The 20,074-nt window shown below is 68.1% G+C and carries 16 protein-coding genes; 9 read left to right on the forward strand and 7 right to left on the reverse strand.

What is annotated here, in order from left to right:
- The first annotated feature begins 196 nt into the window (after positions 1-196).
- The 3 genes from C457_RS02865 (at position 197) to C457_RS02875 (ending at position 5,755) form a co-directional block, all read left to right on the forward strand.
- Complete coding sequence (locus tag C457_RS02865; protein WP_394295173.1) at positions 197-1,375, forward strand: ABC transporter substrate-binding protein; 1,179 nt, start codon at positions 197-199, stop codon at positions 1,373-1,375.
- Positions 1,372-3,813 (forward strand): methyl-accepting chemotaxis protein, encoded by a 2,442-nt coding sequence (locus tag C457_RS02870; RefSeq protein WP_008091814.1) that lies wholly within the window; start codon positions 1,372-1,374, stop codon positions 3,811-3,813. Before C457_RS02865 ends, C457_RS02870 begins: the two co-directional genes overlap by 4 nt.
- Before the next feature lie 283 nt (positions 3,814-4,096).
- Entirely contained in the window at positions 4,097-5,755 is a 1,659-nt protein-coding gene (locus C457_RS02875; RefSeq protein ID WP_008091816.1) for a methyl-accepting chemotaxis protein, read from the forward strand.
- 47 nt (positions 5,756-5,802) lie between these two features.
- Here C457_RS02875 and ubaA read toward each other — a convergent pair whose 3' ends face one another.
- Positions 5,803-6,615, reverse strand: coding sequence for an SAMP-activating enzyme E1 (gene ubaA, locus C457_RS02880; RefSeq protein ID WP_008091818.1), 813 nt, complete (start codon positions 6,613-6,615; stop codon positions 5,803-5,805).
- A 135-nt stretch (positions 6,616-6,750) separates the two neighbouring features.
- Between ubaA and C457_RS02885 the strand changes: the two genes are divergently transcribed.
- A complete protein-coding gene (locus tag C457_RS02885) occupies positions 6,751-7,098 on the forward strand; it encodes a rhodanese-like domain-containing protein (protein WP_008091819.1) in 348 nt (115 codons plus the stop codon).
- Positions 7,099-7,153: 55 nt separating this feature from the next.
- Here C457_RS02885 and C457_RS02890 read toward each other — a convergent pair whose 3' ends face one another.
- Entirely contained in the window at positions 7,154-7,387 is a 234-nt protein-coding gene (locus tag C457_RS02890; protein WP_008091821.1) for a hypothetical protein, read from the reverse strand.
- A gap of 119 nt (positions 7,388-7,506) precedes the next feature.
- Entirely contained in the window at positions 7,507-8,097 is a 591-nt protein-coding gene (locus tag C457_RS02895) for a 50S ribosomal protein L15e (protein ID WP_004973253.1), read from the reverse strand.
- Positions 8,098-8,398: 301 nt separating this feature from the next.
- Here C457_RS02895 and C457_RS02900 point away from each other — a divergent pair, with 301 nt between their 5' ends.
- Positions 8,399-8,944 (forward strand): ester cyclase, encoded by a 546-nt coding sequence (locus C457_RS02900; RefSeq protein WP_239640732.1) that lies wholly within the window; start codon positions 8,399-8,401, stop codon positions 8,942-8,944.
- Between the two features lie 76 nt (positions 8,945-9,020).
- Here C457_RS02900 and C457_RS02905 read toward each other — a convergent pair whose 3' ends face one another.
- The 3 genes from C457_RS02905 to C457_RS02915 are packed head-to-tail and all read right to left on the reverse strand — an operon-like array spanning position 9,021 to position 12,327.
- The gene (locus C457_RS02905) at positions 9,021-10,097 is read right to left on the reverse strand and encodes a sugar ABC transporter permease (protein ID WP_008091825.1); all 1,077 of its coding nucleotides are present in this window, start codon (positions 10,095-10,097) and stop codon (positions 9,021-9,023) included.
- Positions 10,094-11,029, reverse strand: coding sequence for a carbohydrate ABC transporter permease (locus C457_RS02910; RefSeq protein ID WP_004044370.1), 936 nt, complete (start codon positions 11,027-11,029; stop codon positions 10,094-10,096). Before C457_RS02910 ends, C457_RS02905 begins: the two co-directional genes overlap by 4 nt.
- Positions 11,030-11,034: 5 nt before the next feature.
- The gene (locus tag C457_RS02915; protein WP_008091833.1) at positions 11,035-12,327 is read right to left on the reverse strand and encodes a substrate-binding domain-containing protein; all 1,293 of its coding nucleotides are present in this window, start codon (positions 12,325-12,327) and stop codon (positions 11,035-11,037) included.
- Between the two features lie 229 nt (positions 12,328-12,556).
- Between C457_RS02915 and C457_RS02920 the strand changes: the two genes are divergently transcribed.
- A complete protein-coding gene (locus C457_RS02920) occupies positions 12,557-13,696 on the forward strand; it encodes an ABC transporter ATP-binding protein (RefSeq protein WP_008091835.1) in 1,140 nt (379 codons plus the stop codon).
- A 63-nt stretch (positions 13,697-13,759) separates the two neighbouring features.
- Here the strand turns inward: C457_RS02920 and C457_RS02925 are convergent, their stop codons facing one another.
- A complete protein-coding gene (locus C457_RS02925; RefSeq protein ID WP_008091837.1) occupies positions 13,760-15,766 on the reverse strand; it encodes a hypothetical protein in 2,007 nt (668 codons plus the stop codon).
- A 104-nt stretch (positions 15,767-15,870) separates the two neighbouring features.
- On the opposite strand from C457_RS02925, the gene C457_RS02930 reads away from it, so the two are divergent.
- The 3 genes from C457_RS02930 to C457_RS02940 all read left to right on the forward strand — a co-directional run bounded on the left by C457_RS02930 (position 15,871) and on the right by C457_RS02940 (position 20,072).
- Positions 15,871-18,054: an alpha-amylase family glycosyl hydrolase gene (locus tag C457_RS02930; protein ID WP_008091839.1), complete on the forward strand. Its 2,184-nt coding sequence runs from the start codon at positions 15,871-15,873 to the stop codon at positions 18,052-18,054.
- A gap of 5 nt (positions 18,055-18,059) precedes the next feature.
- Complete coding sequence (locus C457_RS02935; RefSeq protein WP_008091840.1) at positions 18,060-19,130, forward strand: TrmB family transcriptional regulator; 1,071 nt, start codon at positions 18,060-18,062, stop codon at positions 19,128-19,130.
- Positions 19,131-19,238: 108 nt separating this feature from the next.
- A complete protein-coding gene (locus tag C457_RS02940; protein ID WP_008091842.1) occupies positions 19,239-20,072 on the forward strand; it encodes a YihY/virulence factor BrkB family protein in 834 nt (277 codons plus the stop codon).
- Positions 20,073-20,074: the final 2 nt, after the last annotated feature.

Consider the following 20,074-nt stretch of genomic DNA (forward strand, 5'->3'; position numbering starts at 1 on the left):
GACGACTCGCTCGGATGTTGCGTGGTAGCACATCCATATTTCGTGTTCGATGTTGGACAGCCGTCCCAAAAATACAGCGTATGATAATCGGCGGCCCAAAATTATATACGGGAGTTGTCTCGGAAAATCTGTGACAGCAAGGTACGACAGACGGACGTTTCTCCGCACCGCCGCCGGCGCGGTGGGGCTCGGCTCGCTGTCCGGGTGCGTGGGGACGTTCGGAACGGAGTCCGGGGAGCCCGTTCGATTCGGGGCGATGTTGCCCGTCAGCGGGTCGCTGGAGCAGGTGGGAACGCACGGCAAGCGCGCCGCCGAGCAGGCGGTCGAAGACATCAACCGCGCGGGCGGCGTGCTCGGGCGGCCGGTCGAACTGACCACCGTGGACACGGAGGGGTCCGCGTCGGTCGCAACCGACGGCTACGCCTCGCTGGCCGACGCGGGCGTCGTCGGCTTCGTCGGCGGCCTCGTCAGCGACGTGTCGCTCGCGCTCGCCCCCGAGGCGGCCGACGACGCCGTCATGGAGATGAGCCCGGCGAGCACGAACCCGCGGCTCTCGGAGGCCGGGCGCGCCGACGGTCGGAAGTTCTTCGGCCGCACCGTCCCGAGCGACAGCCTGCAGGCGACCGCGATGGCGAAGATTCTCGACGCGCCGCAGTACGCCGACGCCGACCGGGTCGCCGTACTCACCGTCGACGGGGCCTTCGGTTCCGACCTCGGCACCGCACTCGGCGACCAACTCGACGCGGAGGTCGTCACCGAGGTCAGCTACGACCCGACCGCGGACGACTTCGGCGGCGTCGTCGACGAGGTGTTCGCCGACTCGCCCGACGCGGTCGGCTTCGTCAGCGTCCCCGGGCAGGAGGGGGGCGTCCTCGACGCCTACGGCGCGTCCGACTACGAGGCCCCGTGGGTCTTCTCGGCGGGCCTGTTCGACGGCGAGATTCCGCCCTATTACGAGGGCTTCTACAGCGCCTCGCTGTCGTCGGTTCGGACTGACGGCTACTTTCACCTCTCCCAGCGGCTCTCCGACATCGCGCCGCTGCAACCCTACGCGGCGAACGCCTACGACGCCCTGTTCCTCATGGCGACCGCGGCGGAGTACGCGGGCGAGGCGTCGGGTCCGGCCATCGCAGACGCCCTGCAGACCGTCTCGGGCGGAACCGGACACACCGTCTCGGTCGGCGAGTTCGACCGGGTTCGAACGCTCGTCGACGCCGGCCGCGAACTGAACTATCAGGGCGCGTCGAGCGGGGTCGACCTCACGGAGGCGCTCGAACCGCTGAGTTCGTACCTCGTCGAGCGGGTCCACAACGGCTCGGTCGAGCAGGTCGAACTCCTCCAGCGCCAGTTCTTCGAGTCCGGAGGTGACCAATGAACCCGTTTTCGCGGCTGACGAGCCTCCTCGAACGGGCGCTTCCGAACGTGATTCGCCGCCGCTACGCGGCGAAGTTCGGGGTCGTGCTCCTCCTCATCGCGCTCGTCATGGGCGGCGCGGGCGCGTACATCCACTTCGACACCAAGTCGGTCGTCGAGTCGCAGACCGAGTCGCAGATTCGCGGCGCGGCGGCGACGGAGGCCAAGTCGGTCTCCGACTGGGTGACCTCGAAGGAGTCCACCGTCTCGTTCCTCGCCGAGTCGCTCGCGGACCAACCGGCTGGTACTCCGCCCGCCGACCACCAGCGGTGGCTCGAAGGGAAGCTCATCCAACTCTCCGGTGACGTCCGTTCGCTCCACTACGTCGACGCCGACACCGGCGCGGTCGTCGCGAGCACGACCGACAGCGCGACCGGGCAGTCGCTCGACTCGCTGTCCGCGCCGTGGGCCGACGACGCCGCGTCGCTGTCGTCGGGCCAGTCCGTGACCGTCACCGAGCCGTACGAGTCCGGCGGCGAGCCGGTCGTCGCGTTCGCCGCGCCCGTCTCCGGGGCCAACGGCGCAATCGTCCTGACGGCGTCGCTCCAAGCGGGCCCCCACCAGTTCGAATCGCCCTACGCGACCGGTGACACCAAGGTCGTCTCCGAGTCGGGAACCATCCTCTTCGACAACCGGAAGGCGTCTATCCTCGACCAGTACGCGGCCGCCGACGGCTCGTCCATCGAGGCCATCGACGCGGCGCTGTCCGGGCAGACCGGCTACGAGGTCGTCTCCGCCCGCACGGGCATGGAGTCCGGCGAGTACGCGATGGCGTACGCGCCCATCACCGGAACCGACTGGGTGCTCACCTACCACGTGCCGGCCGACCGGGCGTTCGCGCTCCAGTCGCAGGTGACGACGAACGTGATGCTCCTCGTCGCGTTCGGCGTCGGCGCGCTGTTCCTCGTCGGCGCGACCATGGGCCGCGGCACCGCGCGGTCCCTCTCGGTCGTCGCTCGCAACGCCGACGACATCGCCAACGGCGAGGTCGACGGCGACCTCCCGAACACCGTCCGAATCGACGAGATGGGGCGGCTGTACGACTCCTTCGAGTCGATGCAGTCGTACCTCACGACCGTCGCCGGGCAGGCCGAGGCGCTCGCCGACAAGCGCTTCGACGACCCCGTCCTCGACGAGGACATCCCGGGGTCGTTCGGCGAGTCGATGGGCCAGACGCACACGGAACTCGAAGCCCTCATCACCGAACTCGAAGCGAAGGCCGCCGAGTTCAGCGAGACGATGGCGGACGCCGCCGACGGCAATCTCACGCGCCGGATGTCGGAGGACGCCGACAACGACGCGATGAACGAGATGGCGCGGTCGTTCAACGACATGGCCGACGAGCTCGAAGCGACCGTCGCGGAGGTCGTCGCGTTCGCCGAGACCGTCGCCGCGGCCAGCCAGGAGGTCACCGCGAGCTCCCAGGAGATAGAGCGCGCGAGCCGACAGGTCAGCGAGTCCACGCAGGTCATGGCCGAGGGCGCGCACGAACAGCGCGAGAACCTCCGGCAGACGACGAGCGAGACGAGCAACCTCTCTGCGACCATCGAGGAGGTCGCCTCCTCGGCGAGCGAGCTCGAACGGACCGCCCAGCACACCCTCGAAGCGAGCGAGGACGGCCACGAGGCGGCCGCCAACGCCATCGACACCATCGAGACCGTCGAGACGCAGACCCGCCGGACGGTCGACCGCATCGAGGACCTCGAAGGCGACATGGCCGAAATCGGCGACATCGTCGAACTCATCACCGACATCGCGGAGCAGACGAACATCCTCGCGCTCAACGCGAACATCGAGGCCGCCCGCGCCGGCGAGGCCGGCGAGGGCTTCTCGGTCGTTGCAAACGAGGTCAAGGAACTCGCCGGCGAGACCAAGGCCTCGGCCGAGGAAATCGAGGCGACCATCGAGGAGGTCCAAGCGAAGTCCGCGGCGTCCGTCTCCGAGATGCGCGAGACGCGCGACGCCGTCGACTCCGGCGTCGACGCGGTCCAGACCGCCCGCGACTCGCTCGACACTATCGTCGAGAACGTCCGCGAGACGACCGACGGCGTCGACGAAATCAGCCGGACCACGGACGAGCAGGCCGCCTCGACCGAGGAGGTCGCGTCGATGATGGACCGCGTCTCCGATATCAGCGACGAGACCGCCGAGCGCGCCGAGTCGGTCGCGGCCGCGGCCGAAGAACAGACCGCCTCGCTCAGCGAGGTCTCCGACGGCGCGGACCGTCTCGCTACCCAGTCCGAGCAGCTGATGTCGCTCGTCTCCGAGTTCACCGTCGACTACGACGCTGCGGACCGCGACGGCGCGTTCGCCGACTCCGACGCCGCGTCGACCGCCGAACTCGACGCCCCGGCGACCGACGGCGGCCTCGACGGCGACCGCCCCGGCGACCTCGACTGACGACGTGACCGCCACGACCGCCCCGCTGGAGCGCGGTTTCGCGGCGGTCTGAACCGCTAGTCCCCGTTCGGTCCTCTCCAGTCCCCCACTCGGCCCTTCCCGATTCCCCGTTCGGCCCTCTTTGGTTCCCCCGTTCGGCTCTCCCACGCACCGACCGCTTTCTTCGACCGTTCCGTTTTCCACACCCGGGTCCACCAGGAGATACCGCTTTTGTACCAGTCGAATCTCAGATATGATAATTCAGAGCGTAGCGTTATACCGGCAATCCGCGTGAGGTGGACGTATGGACCTGCTTTCGCGACTCGCGGCGCTGGTCCCGGGGGTCGGGGCTCGGACGCGGACCGACGGTGGCGCACAGGCGGACGAACGAGGGACGGTCGCGCTGGCGGCGGAGCGACTGGACACGGGTGCTCTGCTCGACGGCGTGGGGATGCCGGTGTTCGTCCTCGACGCCGACGGCCACGTCATCTCGTGGAACGACCCGATTACGAAGCTCACGGGCGTCCCCGCCGCGGAGGCGCTCGGGTCGGAACACGTGAGCGAACTGTTCTACCCGGACGGCCGGCGGGCGAAGACGCTCGCCGACAAGGTGCTCGACGACCCGCGGAGCGCCGACGTGGTCCACGGGCTCGACGTGGTCGACGAGGGTAGCCGGCTCTACCGCGACACCAGTACCATGACCGACCGACACGGCGCGGACCGCCACATCGCTTTCACCGCCCAACCGCTGTTCGAGGGCGACGAACTGGTCGGCGTCGTCGAGGCGGTCCACGACCGGACCGACGCCGTGGAGAAACAGCGGGCGTCCGAGGCGCTCGTCGACGAGGTCTCGACCACCATCGGGAGCCTCACGGCAGGCGACCTCTCGGCCCGCGCGTCCTTCGCGGACGACCGTGGCGTCCTCAACGACGAGACGCTGGCGGTCGTCTCGGACCTCAACGAGATGGCGACCCGGTTCGACCGCCTCGCCAGCGAAGTCGACGCCACGACCGCCGACCTCGGCGGCGCGATTCAGCGGGCCGCGACCGCCGCGACCGACATCGAGTCGCAGGTCACGGAGCAGGCGGACCTCCTCTCGACGGGGTCCGAGGAGATGCAGGAGCTATCGGCCAGCATGGAGGAGATAGCGGCCACCTCCGACGAGGTCGCGTCGGCGGCGAACCAGGCCCGCGCGGCCGCCGAAAACGGGCAGGAGGCCGGCCAGAGCATCCGGAGCGCGACCGACCAGGTCATCGACATCTCCGACGAACTGCTCGACAGCGTGACCGAACTCCAACAGCGCATGGTCGTCATCGAGGAGGTCGTCGAGGTCATCGCGGAGGTCGCAGACCGGACGAACCTGCTCGCGCTCAACGCGAACATCGAGGCCGCCCGCGCGGGCGAAGCGGGCGAGGGCTTCTCGGTCGTCGCCGACGAGGTCAAACAGCTCGCGAACCAGACCCACGAGCACACGGAGGAAATCGCCGACAGCATCGCCGAGATTCAAGAGCAGGCCGACGAGACGGTGCTGGCCTCCGAGCAGTCCCACGAGCAGATTCAGGTCGCCTCCGGCGAAATCGAGGACGTGCTCGCCTCGCTCTCCGAAATCGCGGACGCCGCGGACTCCGCTGCCAACGGCGTCACCGAGGTCGCCCGCGCGACCGACTCGCAGGCGACGAACATCGAGGAGGTCACGACCACGATTCAGGTGGCCCAAGAGCACGCGACCGCCGCCGAGGCGTCGACGACCGACATCACCGACGCGACGGCCGACCAGACGGTCGCGCTCGACGCGCTCGCCGACCGGGTGGACGCCCTCGTCGGCGGCGACGCGGCGGCGGTCGAGGAACTGGACGCGATGGACTTCGACGAAGTGGTCGACGGCGCGGACGCCGACTCGATTCGCGCGGCGACCGACGGCGGCTCTGCGGACGAGTTCGGCGGGTTCCAGTTCGACCGGTAGCGCGACCGACTCGGGGCGTTCGACGACGCCGCGTTGGAGTTCTCTTCTCAGTCGAGACTGATTGCGCAGCTCTCGACGTAATCGATGTCCTCGATGGAGTCGACGCCGCCCTCGCCGCAGACGGGGCAGTCCGGGTTCTTCCGGTACGGGACCGTCTCGAACGTCATATCCATGGCGTCGTAAAACAGGAGCCGGCCGTCGAGCACCTCGCCCTCGTCGAGGAGGATTTTCATCGCTTCCGTCGCCTGAATACAGCCGACCGTGCCGGGGAGAACACCGAGGACGCCGGTCGTCGCGCAGTCGGGGACGGTCCCCGGTTCGGGCGCTTCGGCGAACAGACATCGGTAACACGGCCCCTCGGGGACGAGCGTCGTCGCCTGCCCCTCGAACTTGTATATCGCGCCGTGGACCAGCGGGATTCCCTCGAAGCGACAGACGTCGTTGAGGAGGTAGCGCGTCGGGAAGTTGTCCGAGGCGTCGACCACCACGTCCGCGCTCGCGACGACCTCGTGGACGTTCGACTTGTCCACGCGGGCCTCGACCGGCTCGACCGACACGTCGGGGTTGAGCCCGCGGACGAACGCGGCGGCGCTCTCGGCTTTGGCCACCCCTACGTCGTCGTCGCGGTGGATGACCTGTCGCTGGAGGTTGCTCCGCTCGACCACGTCGTCGTCGACGACGACGAGTTCGCCGACGCCGACCGCCGCGAGGTACTCGATGGCCGGCGCGCCCAACCCGCCCGCGCCGACGACGACGACCCGCGCCGAGAGCAGTCGCTCTTGGCCCTCCGGGCCGACCTCGTCCATGATGATGTGCCGCGAGTAGCGGTCCAACTGGGTGGCGTCGAGTGAGAGCGTCATATCCCGAGGTTGGCGTCGACCCCGAATAAAGCCGCGGCACGGGCGCGCCCCGTTCCTCGACGCTCAGACCGCCGTCTCCGACGACGGCATCGCCGGAAGCGACGCGCCTTTGACGCTCCGCCCGTCACGTCGGGTATGGTCGCCGAGACGACGCCCGACGAACTACGCGAGAGACTGGCCGACGACGAAGACATCGCCGTCGTCGACATCCGAGACCCCTCGTCGTACGCGTCCGGACACATCCCCGATTCGGAGAACCTCCCGGCGGCGACGCTCGGGCCCGAGGTGTTCGACCGCGAGTGGCCCGCCGAGGTCGTCGTCTCGTGTTACGTCGGCAAGAGTTCGAAGCAGGTCGCCTCGGTGCTGGACGACAACGTCGACGCCGACGTGTCCAGCCTCCGCGGCGGCTTCGACGCGTGGGACGGCGCGGTCGAAGACGGGTCCGAGGGCGAGGCGGACCTCGGACCCACGTCGCCGTTCTGAGTCGCCGACGGATTTTCACGACGGCTCATCTCGACTCGCAGAGCGACGCCCGAATCTACGCCCCGGGAACCGTGACGGGCGACCCCCGCCGCCGGTTCCGGTTTTGGAGGTAGAAGACGAAGACGGCGAGACCGCCGAGCACCGGCAGGAGGACGAACGCGACGAAGAACCCGACGGCCCACATGTCCGCCGTGTCCATCGCGCGGCGCTTCGCGTCCCGGTATATCCACGCCGCCCCGAGGACCGCGGCGGCGAGGAGCAGCGGCCCGCTGATTTCGATACTGACCATGCAGTCGCGTCAGTAGTTCTGACCGACCGAAATAAGCGTACGGGCCGTCGATTCCGACGGAGACGAAGCCGCTGCTCGGCGGTGGATAAAGAGAGAAGATTGGCGCGGTGCGCGGGGCGTTACTTGCCGCGGCCGTTGCCGGCGCGGATGGACGGACGGATGTGCTCCGTGCCCTTGCCGCGGTTCTGGAGACCGCGGTTCTTCTTGCCCGCGTTGGTGAGACCGCGGAAGGCGCGGCCGTCGTGGGTGTTGTCGCAGATCCAGTTGAGGTCGTCGTCGTTCTGGATGGCCGGGTGCTCGGGGTCGACGAGGATGACTTCCTGCCACTTCTGGGAGCCGTCCTGTCCGACGCCGTAGGAGTTCAGCACGCGCAGGTTGGGGTGCTTGCGAGAGGCACGCTCCTCCGCGATGCGCGGGATGGACTTGCGGCGGCCGATGCGGTTGACGCCCTGGCGCTTCGTGCGGCGGCCGGCCTTGTGGCGCTGTTTGCGCGCGCCGCCCTTGCGGACGGAGACGCGGACCACGACGATGCCCTGCTTGGCTTTGTAGCCGAGCTCACGGGCCTTGTCGAGGCGGGTGGGGCGCTCGATGCGCTCGATAGCGCCCTGCTCGCGCCACTCCTGTTTTCGCTGCCACTGGAGTTCGGCCAGCTTGCCTTCCTTCGGGGTCTTCCACGCTTCCTTGATGTGGGAATAGAAGCTTCGTGCCATTGTATATCACCGCGGGCGCTTGCGATTCAGTCCGTCGGGGAACTCCCCTGAGACCACATTTCGTCCCGTTCGTGACGGGTGCCCTCTGGCGTGCCCGCATTGCCAGCGAGTTGGCGGAACTACCAACAGGGGAGGGTTAAGGACTTCGGATTGGGAACTGGCATGCGGTAGTGACACACGCGGTTCTCGTGGCTGTTGAAGGGGAATCAGCTGTTGCCCTTCCATACCGTCGAGGCGTCGTGGCGACCCTCACAGGAACACATATGCTACCACACATCAATATTCGCGGTGGAGAAGGGTCATGACCGACGCAGATACGCGGGGGATGGAGACGATAGACGCGGGACCGATGCTCCCCGGCGGGAGTGCCACCGAGTTCGCGGACGCATACGTCGAACTGTGGAACACCCGGAACTACGCCGCAATTCCGCGGCTGGTCTCGGAGTCGTTCGTGATGTACGACCCGGCCGCCCCGGCGGAGGGAATTCCCGGACCGAAGCGCGAGGTCCACGGGCGCGACGGTCTCCGACAGTTCGTCGAGGGAGTGACGACCGGCTATCCAGATTTCGAGATTACGGTCCTCGAACTGCTCGCCGGCGACGGCGTCGTGATGTACGAAGCCCGGTTGACGGGAACGCACGACGGCCCCCTCGACGGTCTCCCGCCGACCGGCCGGACGATTGACATTCGGGTCGTCTCGGTGCTCCGTCTCGACGGGGACTACATCAGCGAACACCGCGCGTACTTCGACATGCGAGAAGTGGCGGAACAACTCGGACTGACGTTCCCCACGGTGATTCGACAGGTACCGAGGCTCGTCGCCGGAAAGCTCCGCGGCGGGCTGTGAGACCGGTCGCTCTCACGGCGCGTTGGTACCAGCCGAATCGACGACCGGTGAAAAAAATCCGAGCGAGTCGCCGCGTTTAGCCTTCCATCCCACCGAACGACAGGCCACCTTCGATGTAGCGCTGTGCGAATAGGTAGATGAGCATAATCGGAGCGGCGAACGTCAGCGCGAACGCCGAGAACCGGGCCCACGGGATGGAGTACCGGCCGACGAGCGAGTACAGTCCGACGGGAAGGGTGTAGTTGTCCGTCGAAAGCAGCGTCTGGGCGACGACGAACTCGGTCCATCCGGTGAGGAAGGTGAAGATGAACACCGTCGCCAGCCCCGCCTTCGACAGGGGGAGGATGATTTCGGTGACGATTTTCCACGACGGCGCGCCGTCCATCATCGCGGCCTCCTCGTAGGAGACGGGAATCCCGTCCATGTACGTCTTCAGCAGCCACGTGTTGAACGGGACCGCGGTGGCGGCGTAGTACGCCGACAGCGCGAGCTTGCTGTCGTTGAACCCGAACTGGACGAACAGGGCGTACAGCGCGATGAGGAGCGCGACGCCAAGCCCGCCGCCGATTTGGGTGAACAGCACGTAGCCGTACAGCACCTTCGAGCGCCCGATGAACTGCCGGCGCGACAGCGCGTACGCGCTGGGGACGATGAGACACATCGCCAGTATCACCGTCGGAATCGCCACGGTGAGGCTGTTCGCGAAGAACCGTTTGAACTCGGAGGTCTCGGTGACCCCGTACTGCGACACGTCGAGGAACGTCAGTTCGGGCGTCTGCAGGAACACCTCGTAGCCGCCGAGGCCGAGGCTGATGCGGTAGCTCGGGACGATGAGGTCGCCGATGACCCACAGGAACGGCTCGATGGTCGGGTCGGCCGGCCACAGGCGAATCCCGCTCGACGAGTACAGCGACGCGCCGGTGCCCGAGAAGGCCCCGACGGCGACCCAGTACAGCGGGAACAACAGGAGCGCGACGACGACCGCGGCACCGAGGGTGATGCCGGCGGTCTTCAGCACCGTCGCGGGGCTGACGCGCCCCTCGCGGATGCCTTCGAGGGTGTACTTGGCGTCCTTGACCGACTCGACGGGAGCCATCGCGGCGGTCCGCGCGTCGTCGGCGAGCTCGGCCGCGATGTCGGAGATGACGCTCATGCGTCGTCCACCCCGTCGGCGAGCTGTCCCTTCTTGACGTTCAGCATCATGAAGACGCCGATGACGGCCACGGCGACGAGCATGATCGCCGCGCCCTCACCGTACTTCTGGAAGCGGAACGCCTCGCGGTAGCCGTAGACGATGAGCAGTTCGTTCGTCCGCGACGGCCCGCCCTGATTGAACACGTACGGGATGAGGAACTGCTGGAACGACGCCGCGGCCGTGAGAATCGAGGCGAACAGCACGGGGCGCTTGATAGAGGGAAGCGTCACGTGCAGGAAGCGGGCGAAGAAGCCCGCGCCGTCTATCATCGCCGCCTCGTGGAGCTCCTCGGAAACGTCCTGCAGGGCGCTCACGGTGATGATGACCATGAATGGGTACGCCAGCCACGCCTCGGTGACGTTGTAGGCGAGGAAAGCCATCCAGCGCTCGGAGAGCCAGGCGATGGAGTCGAGGCCGGCCATCCGGAGGAACTGGTTGGCGAGGCCGAACTCGGCCGAACTGAAGATGCCGCGCCAGATGGTGATGGTGAAGATGCCCGGCAGGCCGAGGGGGATGATGATGAGCGCGCGCATGAACCGCTTGCCGCGGACGCGCTCGCCGGTCACCACGAGACCGATGCCGAGGCCGACGAGCACCTTGAGCGCGACCGACGTGGCGACGAACAGCCACGTCACGCCCATCGAATTCCAGAACTGACCGTCCGAGAGGACCGTCACGTAGTTGGCGAGGCCGACCCACTGCTCTTTGCCCTGGAACAGCGTGGCCGGCTCCGCGTTGGTGAACGAGAGATACACCAGGTACAGGACGGGAAAGAGCATGAACGCGAGGAAGACGAACAGCCCCGGCAGTACCAACAGCAAGGGCAGGTCGTCCTTGCTCACGACCGGGCTGTCCGCGACGCGCTCGACGGCGCTGTCGACGACGCTCATCGTCCTTACTCCCAGTTAGACCGGATGTTTTCTTCGGCCTTCGTGAACGCGGGTTCGAGTTCCGCGTCGCCGTTTTTCACGCTGTTGAAGGCGTCTTCGAGCGGCCCCCACACGTCGCCCATGTTCGGGTGCGTCGGGATGGGCGTGCCGAGCGAGACGGACTCCGAGAAGCCCTGGACGGCCTCGGGGAGGTCGCTGCTCGTGGCGAGTTCCTTGTGGACCGGGATGTAGCCGAACTCCTCGGCGTTCGCCGAGAGCACGTCGGTGTTCGTCGTGTACCACTCGGCGAACGCGCGGGACGCCGCCGCCGTCGCCTCGTCGCCCTCCAGCGTCGAGGTGAAATAGAGCTGCTTGACCGTCGTGTACGGCTTGGGCTCGGCGTCGCCCTCGGGCGAGGGGAGCCGGGCGATGCCGGCGTCGATGTCGTTGGAGCGAACGTCGCCGAGGAACCACGGCCCGTTGATGGCGAAGGGCACGTTGCCCTCGAGGAAGACGGCCGCCTGCGGGTCGTAGCCCGTGTCCTTCGGCTGGTACGGGACGAAGTTGTCGAGGATGAACTGGAACCCGTCGAGGGTCGCCTCGTTCGACAGGCCGAGTTCGACGTTCGACTCGTCGAAGTAGTAGCCGCCGAAGGCGTGCGCCCACGCGCTCATGAAGTAGGCGTTCAGCGGGTAGCTGACGCCGTACATCCCGTTTTCGGGGTCGTGGTACTCCTCCATGATGGCTTTCATGTCGGCGATGGTCTCGGGCGCTTCGTCCACCATCTCCTTGTTGTAGATGAGGCCGACGGTCTCGGCCGCGTAGGGGAGCGCGACGGTCGCGCCGTCGAACTGGACCGCCTCCTGTGCGGGGCGGGTGTAGACCGAGAGGTCAACGTCCAGCTGGTCGCTCTGGTCCGAGAGGAAGCCGTTCTGGTAGTACTCGCCGGTCCAGTCGTGGGCCCAGTCGAACATGCCCGCGCCCTGCCCGGCGGGGATGGCGGAGGTCGTCTTCTTCCGGAGGTCGGCGATTTCGGCGGGGTTGGCCGTGTGGGCCGTCTCCGAGGTGAACGTCTCGGCGTTGGCTTCGAGCGCCTTCTTCTCGGCTTCCGCGCGCTGGTGCCAGAGCGTGAACGTCCCGCTCGGGCCCGCAGACTCGGTCTCCGCTCCCGCGGTGGTCTCTTCGCCACCGTCGTCGCCCTCCGCACCGCTCTGTTCGGGCGTCTGCGTCGAATCGGTCTCCGACACGCCCACGCACCCTGCGAGTGCGCCGACGGCCGTCGTGCCTGCCAGTTGCTTCAGGATTGTGCGGCGGTTCATTGGCATAACGAATCTATGATGAACTATGTGTTCATATATTTAATAGTTCGGAATGACGGCCGCATTCGCGGAGAAAATTGCCACTCCAGTGGTCGGGTGCGATTCACCATATCGGGTAGAGAGGCCCTCTGAATGCCAAAAACAAGTGATAAAATATAATACGAACTATTGCATCACAAATTCAGAAAATAGGAAAACGATTATGGACGATGGGGCTAGACAGAGAGTAATGGCACGTCTCACGCTCGAAGCGCTTCGCAAGGAGTACGACCGGGGTCGCGTCGTCGCCGTCGAGGACCTCTCGCTCGACGTCGAGGACGGCGAGTTCATCACCGTCGTCGGCCCGTCAGGCTGCGGGAAGTCGACGACGCTCCGCATGGTCGCGGGGCTGGAATCGCCCTCCGGCGGCACGATTCGAATCGGCGGCGAGGACGTCACGGACCAGCACGCCCGCAAGCGCGACGTGGCGATGGTGTTCCAGAACTACGCGCTGTACCCGCACAAGACCGTCATGCAGAACATGGCGTTCGGCCTGCGGATGAGCACCGACCTCTCGAAGGACGAGCGCCGCGAGCGCGTCCGCGAGACGGCGGCGATGATGGGCATCGAGAACCTCCTCGACGACAAGCCCGACGAGCTGTCCGGCGGGCAGAAACAGCGGGTCGCGCTCGGCCGCGCCATCGTCCGCGAACCCGACGTGTTCCTCTTCGACGAGCCGCTTTCGAACCTCGACGCGAAGCTCCGCACCACGATGCGGACCGAGATTCAGCGCCTCCAGAACGAGCTCGGCATCACCTCGCTGTACGTCACGCACGACCAGGAGGAGGCGATGACGATGGGCGACAAAATCGTCATCCTCAACGACGGAAAGCTCCAGCAGGTCGGCCGCCCGAAGGACGTGTACGAGAACCCCGCCAACGAGTTCGTCGGCGGCTTCGTCGGTTCGCCCTCGATGAACTTTCTCGACGTGTCGGTCGAACGCGAGGGCGACCGCCTCGTCCTCGTCGGCGACGGTCCCTTCTCCTACCGCCTGTCCGAGTCGTTCTCGGCGACGCTCCGCGAGGCCACCGACGCGGCCGACCTCCGCGTCGGCGTCCGCCCGGAGGACGTGGTGACGGCCTCGTCCGGCGAGAACGTCGTCGACTCGACCGTCGGCGTCGTCGAGCCCATCGGCTCGGACAACTACCTCCACCTTGACATCGGCCCCGACTTCATCGCCCGCGTCGACTCGGACATCGAACCCGAGACGGGCGAGACGGTCGGCGTCACCTTCGACGAGTCGGACCTCCACGTCTTCCACCCGCGGACCGGCGAGTCGCTCCTCTACCGCGAGTCTAAGCGGCGCGCGGCCCCGACGCAGCAGGCGTGAAGAAGTAGTTCGCTGTTTTCTCGCGGCGATCCCGCGCTGTTCGACAGCCGCGTCGCCGCCGACTTACTCCCCGTCGAAGGCGTCGTCGGCGCGGAGCGTCGCCAGCGTCGCCAGCCGGAGCGCGTGCGGCCAGCCGAGCGGCGTCGCGCTGTCGGGCGTGCCGTCGTCGAAGAACTGCTCCGCGAGGTAGCCCTCGTCGGTGCACAGCGGGCCGTCGGGGAGGACGAGGGCGAGAAGTGCCCGGCCCTCGTCGGCGAACTCCTCAGCCCGGTCGTCGCCGTGTTCGGCCAGCAGGGCGGCGAGTTCGACGCCGGCGTTCGCGCCCCACGCGGTCGAGACGGTCCAAATCTTCTCGGAGGACTGCTCGCGCATCCGCCAGTCGTCGCCCTCGAAGCGGACGAGTCCCTTCACGTCGCTGTCGTCGGGGTCGTGCCAGAGCCCGTCGAAGACGGACTCGACGTGGCGGACGAGCCGGTCCAGCCGGTCGTCGTCGACAGTTTCGAGTCGGTCGTAGGTCCGGTGGGCCGACGCGAGCGCGAGCGCGGCGGAGTCGTAGCGGTCGTCGAGTTCGCCGTCGGCGACGCGGAGGGCGTAACAGCCGCGGCCCTCGCTCCAGAGGTGGTCGATGCCCTCGTACACCTCCCGGGCGCGCGCTGCGGCGCGGTCGGTCAGCGCCGAGTCGAGGTCAGACAGCGCGAGTTCGGCGTAGGCTTCGAGAAACGTCGCCGCGGTGTGGCTGAACCGGCCGGTCATGTTCTCCCACGCGTTCTGGCAGTCGACCGGGAGGCCGTCGTCGCCGAGGGTGTCGTCGAGGCTGTCGAGGGCGCTCGCGAGCGTCTCTTCGATGTCGGCGCGGAGGTCGTCGTCGGCACAGCGGTCGTGGTAGGCCGCGAGGAAGGCGATGACGCTCCCGGTCTGGTCGGCCTGATAGTCCGCGTCGTCGCCGGATTCGAGGCGCGCGTTCGCCCAGCCGGGCGCGAGCGAGCCGTCGAAGGGCCAGACGCGGTGGGGCCACGAGCCGTCCTCGCGCTGGGTGCGGCAGTAGGCGCGGGCGCTCCGCTCGTGCCACGCGCCGAGGCCGAGGTCGAGCCGCTCGTCGGACTCGAAGAGGAACGTCGAGATTTCGGCGTCGTCGCGGAACCACGTGTAGCCGTAGCCGCCCGAGTAGGCGTAGTAGGGGTCGAAGTCGGGGCCGGCGATACGGAGACCGAGTGCGCCCGAAAGCAGCGAGAGCACGCGAATGTCGTCGTGCATCGCCGCCGATTCGGGGTGGTCGGGGACCGCGCCTTCGACCTGTCCTGCGGTGCGCTCGCGGAGGTCGTCGAGGTCGCGGGCGACGAGGTCGCGGACGCGGTCCAGCGCGTTCTCGCGGTCCGTCTCGGTGTCGTCGGTGAGCAGGTGGCCGACGGCGGCCGCGCCCGCCTCGAACGGGACCGTCCCGACGACCGCGCCGCTCAGTTGGCCCTCCTCGTAGCAGTCGTCGGTGCGGGGTCGCGGCAGTTCGACCTCGCCCTCCGAGAGCAGTTCGTCGAAGCCCTCGGGCACGCGCCCCTCGACGTGTTCGAACCCCGGCGACGACGCGAGGAAGTCGTGTTCCTCGGCGTGGTAGGCCTCGACGGCGTCGCCGTGGGTCAGTTGCCCGACGAGCGTGTCGCGACCGTCCGGCTGGAAGTGGACGAAGGCGACGAGCTCCACGTCGGCGTCGGTCTCGAACCGGCTGACGTGGCCGTCGCCGACCCCCAGGTCGTACTGCGTCACGCCGCCGTGGGGCGTCTCGTGTTCGGTGACGACGAGCGCGCCGTCGCCCGCGTACGACTGGCTCGCGCCCTCGTCGAACCAGTGGACGCCGGTCTCGTCGCCGACGGGGCGGACGCCGAACCGGGAGCGCTCGACGCCCCAGAGCCCGGACAGCGGGTAGCCGAAGTCGCGGAGCGAGCCGTCGGTCTCGACGTGGACTAATCGGCTTTCGAGACCCGAAAACAGGCCGCTCGTCGTCCGTCGCTCGCCCGGGAACCGAGTCGGGTGGTCTGCGTGCCGCTTGTAGTCGGCCAGCGCGTCGCGTAGTTGCATTGCTGAGTCGTGGGACCCCCGCAGATAATAATCTTGGTGTAATGTTCCTTCAAACTTTCATGCCGTTTCGAAACGGTAAGGGCCCCCCTCCCCGGAGAGGTGGTATGCATCACCCCGGTCCGCCGCGAGTCACGACGATCGGCCGCCCCGTCGAACTTGCCCCGAGAGCCCCGAACGGCGGCGAAACGTACCGCTGGCGCGTTCTCGACGCGCCCGAAGAGAGCGCCGTCGCGGTCGGCTCCGGGCCGGTCGTCCACCTCGCCCCCGACGTTCCCGGCACGTACCGTCTCGAACTCGACGCGCCCGACGGCCGCCACGAACAGACCGTTCGCGCCTTCCCCGACGACCGCCGCCCGGCGACGATGGCGGTCCCCGCGGCCGACCTCGAACCCGCGTCACCCGACGAGGTGTCCGTCATCGGCCCGTTCAACGACCGCCTCGTCGGCCGCGACCGCCCGCGCCGCGTCGGCGACGACTACGCCCTCGACGTGGCGCTCCCGCCGGGCACACACCCGTTCGGATTCGCCCCGCACGATAACCTCGCGGAGCAGGTCCGCGGCGACGTCGAAGTCCCCGGACCGGGCCGCCCGAGGGTTCGACTCGACACGCGGGCCGAACAGGCGGGCAGCGACGAACTGGTCGTCGTCGCGGACGCGGAACCCGCGCCCGACGCCGGGTCGGCGACGCTCGCCGTCGAGTTCTTGTTCGACGGCCGCGACCCGCTCGAACCGGGCGACTGCGAGGTCGATGGCGACAGCCTGCGCGTCCCGGTCGAAACGCTCCGCGAGTTCGACTCGTCGGAGCCGGTCCGCGTCCACGCCGTCGCGGTTCAGACGACGACCGAGTCGGGAGAGTCGTCCGTCCGGCACTCGGTTCTCGACACGCTGGTCGTGAACCCCGGGGGTGCGGGCGACGAAACCGGTTCCGGCCTCGCTGGCCTCGCCGTCTCGCGCCCCGGCGGCGCGCCCGAATGGGCGCACCACGCGACCGTCTACGAGGTGTTCGTCCGGTCGTTCGTCGGCGAGACGCCCGACCCGACGTTCGACGAGCTCGCCCGGCGAGTTCCCTACCTCGAATCGCTCGGCGTCGACTGCCTGTGGCTCACGCCGATACTGGAGAGCCACACGACCCACGGCTACCACGTCACCGACTACTTCGAGACCGCCTCGGACCTCGGCACGCGCGGCGACTTCGAGGCGCTCGTCGACCGCTGTCACGACGCCGGCATCCGCGTCGTCTTCGACCTCGTCATCAACCACACGTCGCGGGACCACCCGGCGTTCCAGTTCCACTCGACCGGCGTCCCCGGCTACGAGGACCACTACGCCCGCGTCCCCGAGCGCGAGGACCCCTCCGAGGTCGACTGGGGCGGCCCCGGCGCGGCGGAACACTACTTCAACTGGACGCGCATCCCGAACCTCGACTACGACTCGCCCGCGGTCCGGTCGTGGATGCTCGACGTGGTTTCCGAGTGGGCCGCCGTCGTCGACGGCTTCCGCTGCGACGTCGCGTGGGGCGTCCCCCACGGCTTCTGGAAGGAGGTCCGCGACCGGGTGAAAGCCGACGACCCCGACTTCCTGCTCCTCGACGAGACCATCCCGCGGGACCCCGCGTACCACGAGACCGAGTTCGACGCCCACTACGACACGACGTTGTACGGGGCGCTCCGCGACGTCGGCGCGGGCGAGAAGCCGGCGACGGCCGTCCTCGACGCCGTCGCCGACGCCCGCTGGCACGGCTTCCCCGACGACGCCGTGCAACTCCGGTACATCGAGAATCACGACGAGGAGCGCTACCGGAGCGAAGTCGGTGAGGACGCGCTCCGGGCGGCCGCGGCCGCGACGTTCACACTCCCCGGCGCGCCGATGATGTACTACGGGCAGGAGACCGGCGTCGAAGCCCAGCGCGGGACGATGCGCTGGTACGACGCCGACACCGACCTCGTGGAGTTCCACCGGCGGCTCTCCCGTCTCCGCGACGCCCACGAAGTGCTCCGCGTCGGCGACGTCGAACCCGTCCCCGCCAGCGTTGCTCCCGCCGGAAACGGCGGCGTCGAGTCCGACCGCGTGGTCGCGTTCGCCCGCGACGACGGTACCGACCGACTCGTCGTCGTCCTGAACTTCGCCGGAGCGCCGACGACCGTCGAACTCGGCGCGGAAGTCGAGGGGACCGACCTCCTGACGGGCGAGCGAGTCGACGCTGGCGGCGCGGCCGGGGGCGACGGGGGCGCTCGCGTCACCGTCGCCGACGCAGTCGTCCTCCGCGCCGCCGGCGATTCGAGCCATTAAGTATCATGGTCGATGACAGTCCGAGCATGGACGACCGGGAACTCGCCGACCTCCTCGAGCAGTTCGGGCTCTCAGAGAAGGTCGTCGACACGTACCTGACGCTGCTCGAACTCGGGGAGGCGAAGGCGAGCCAGATCGCCGACGCGGCGGGCGTCTCCAAGCGCTACGTCTACAGCGTGAGCAAGGAACTGGAATCGCGTGGGTTCGTGGAGGTCAACGACCACGTCGTGCCGACCACGATTCGGCCGCTGCCGCCGATGGAGGTCATCGAGTCGCTCTCCGAGAGCGTCGAGTCCATGCGCCCCGCGCTGGAGGAGCGCTACACGGCCACCGCCCGCGACCAAGAGCGCTTCGAGGTCATCAAGTCCCGCGTGACGGTGCTCAAGCGCATCGGCGAACTCGTCGGCCGCGCCGAGTCCGAAATCACGCTGTCGCTCCCCTACGACGTGCTCGACGAGGTCGAAGACGAACTTCGGGCCGCCCGCGAGCGCGGCGTGCTCGTCTCGCTCGTCGTCAGCGGGGTCGAACCGCACGACGACCTCGCGCTCGACGGCGTGGCCTCGCTGGTGCGCGTCTGGCACGAACTCATGCCCACGATGCTCACCGTCGACTCGCGAGCGGGGCTCATCTCCCCCGGTGAGATGGTCGCCCGGTCGAACTCCGAGTCGCAGGCCATCGTCTTCGCCCAACCGCACCTCGGCCCGGTCATCGTCGGCTCTTTCTTCGGGAACTACTGGCCGATGGCGGCCGAGGCGTACACGACCGAACCCGACCCGCTCCCGGCGATGTACCACAACTTCCGTCACGCCGTCCTCCAAGCGGCGCTCTGCGACCGCGCGGGCATCGACCTCGACGTGAGCGTCAGCGGGCGGATGGTCCACACCGACGGCCCGACCGAACTCCACGGCCGCGTGGTCGATATCCGACAGGGCCTCCTCGAACCCGCGAACAACTCCTTCCCGGTCGAGAACGCCTTCGTCGTCGAGACGGACGAGGGGACCTACAGCATCGGCGGACAGGGCGCGTTCGTCGAAGACTTCGAGGCCGACGCCGTCGAGTTCACGGCGGTCGAGTAGCCTCCCCGAGTCCGTTCCTGTTCTTCCGAGACCGCCCACATCGGCGGCCATGTGGGACGTTCGCAGGCCCGCCACCGAACTATTACGTGGGTCTCTCGTTGGACGCCCATGGACCGCGACGGAGCCCGCCGCCTCGCCGCGCGGACGCTCGCCGTCATCCGCGAGAAGAACGTCACGGTGACGGCCGCGAGTCTCGCGTACTACGCGTTCAACTCGCTCGTCCCGCTGACGCTCCTGCTTTTCGTCCTCGTCACGACGTCCGGTCGGGTCGAAGCCCTGCTCCCCACGTTCGAACTGCTCGTCGGCGTCGACCTCTCGCAGTTCGAATCGACGCTCAGGGCGGTGAGTGGGAACTCTGCCGGGCGATTACGCGCTGCGGTGCTCGCCCTCGGTATCTTTCTCTGGAGCTCGCTCCGGCTGTTTCGCGGGATGGACAGCGTCTTCAGCGAGGTGTACGGCACGCGGAAAGCGGTATCGGCGCTCAGGCGATTCCTCAACAGCGTCCTCGTCATGGCGACGGTCGCGGTCGGCGTCGGCGTCATCGCCGCCGCCGGTCTCGTCGTCTCCTTCCGCGTGACACAACTGCTGTGGTCGGTCGTCGCGCCGGTCGTCCTATGGGCGTTGCTCACCGTGCTGTTCGTTCCGATGTACGCGCTGTTTCCGGGCGTCGACGTCTCTCCGCTGGAACCGGTTCCGGGGGCGGCGCTCGCGGCGCTCGGGTGGACGGCGTCGCTCCAGGCGCTTCGCCTCTACTTCGGCGTCTCTCAGAGCATCGAACTCTACGGTGCCGCGGGCGGGGTCTTGCTCATCCTGACGTGGCTGTACGTCGGCTCGCTGGCCCTGCTCGTCGGCGTCGTCGTCAACGCGGTGCTGGCGAACCGGGTCGATGCCGACGCTGACTGGTATCCCGGCGACGAGGCGACGGGTGACGAGCGACGCTAACG

The organism is Haloferax prahovense DSM 18310, assembly GCF_000336815.1.
GTDB lineage: Archaea > Halobacteriota > Halobacteria > Halobacteriales > Haloferacaceae > Haloferax > Haloferax prahovense.

Bases quoted from the DNA above. Each gene is read 5' to 3' on its own strand.
- C457_RS02870 (WP_008091814.1), top strand. From the start codon at position 1,372: ATGAACCCGTTTTCGCGGCTGACGAGCCTCCTCGAACGGGCGCTTCCG.
- C457_RS02875 (WP_008091816.1), top strand. From the start codon at position 4,097: ATGGACCTGCTTTCGCGACTCGCGGCGCTGGTCCCGGGGGTCGGGGCT.
- ubaA (WP_008091818.1), bottom strand. From the start codon at position 6,615: ATGACGCTCTCACTCGACGCCACCCAGTTGGACCGCTACTCGCGGCAC.
- C457_RS02885 (WP_008091819.1), top strand. From the start codon at position 6,751: ATGGTCGCCGAGACGACGCCCGACGAACTACGCGAGAGACTGGCCGAC.
- C457_RS02890 (WP_008091821.1), bottom strand. From the start codon at position 7,387: ATGGTCAGTATCGAAATCAGCGGGCCGCTGCTCCTCGCCGCCGCGGTC.
- C457_RS02895 (WP_004973253.1), bottom strand. From the start codon at position 8,097: ATGGCACGAAGCTTCTATTCCCACATCAAGGAAGCGTGGAAGACCCCG.
- C457_RS02900 (WP_239640732.1), top strand. From the start codon at position 8,399: ATGACCGACGCAGATACGCGGGGGATGGAGACGATAGACGCGGGACCG.
- C457_RS02905 (WP_008091825.1), bottom strand. From the start codon at position 10,097: ATGAGCGTCATCTCCGACATCGCGGCCGAGCTCGCCGACGACGCGCGG.
- C457_RS02910 (WP_004044370.1), bottom strand. From the start codon at position 11,029: ATGAGCGTCGTCGACAGCGCCGTCGAGCGCGTCGCGGACAGCCCGGTC.
- C457_RS02915 (WP_008091833.1), bottom strand. From the start codon at position 12,327: ATGAACCGCCGCACAATCCTGAAGCAACTGGCAGGCACGACGGCCGTC.
- C457_RS02920 (WP_008091835.1), top strand. From the start codon at position 12,557: ATGGCACGTCTCACGCTCGAAGCGCTTCGCAAGGAGTACGACCGGGGT.
- C457_RS02925 (WP_008091837.1), bottom strand. From the start codon at position 15,766: ATGCAACTACGCGACGCGCTGGCCGACTACAAGCGGCACGCAGACCAC.
- C457_RS02930 (WP_008091839.1), top strand. From the start codon at position 15,871: ATGCATCACCCCGGTCCGCCGCGAGTCACGACGATCGGCCGCCCCGTC.
- C457_RS02935 (WP_008091840.1), top strand. From the start codon at position 18,060: ATGGTCGATGACAGTCCGAGCATGGACGACCGGGAACTCGCCGACCTC.
- C457_RS02940 (WP_008091842.1), top strand. From the start codon at position 19,239: ATGGACCGCGACGGAGCCCGCCGCCTCGCCGCGCGGACGCTCGCCGTC.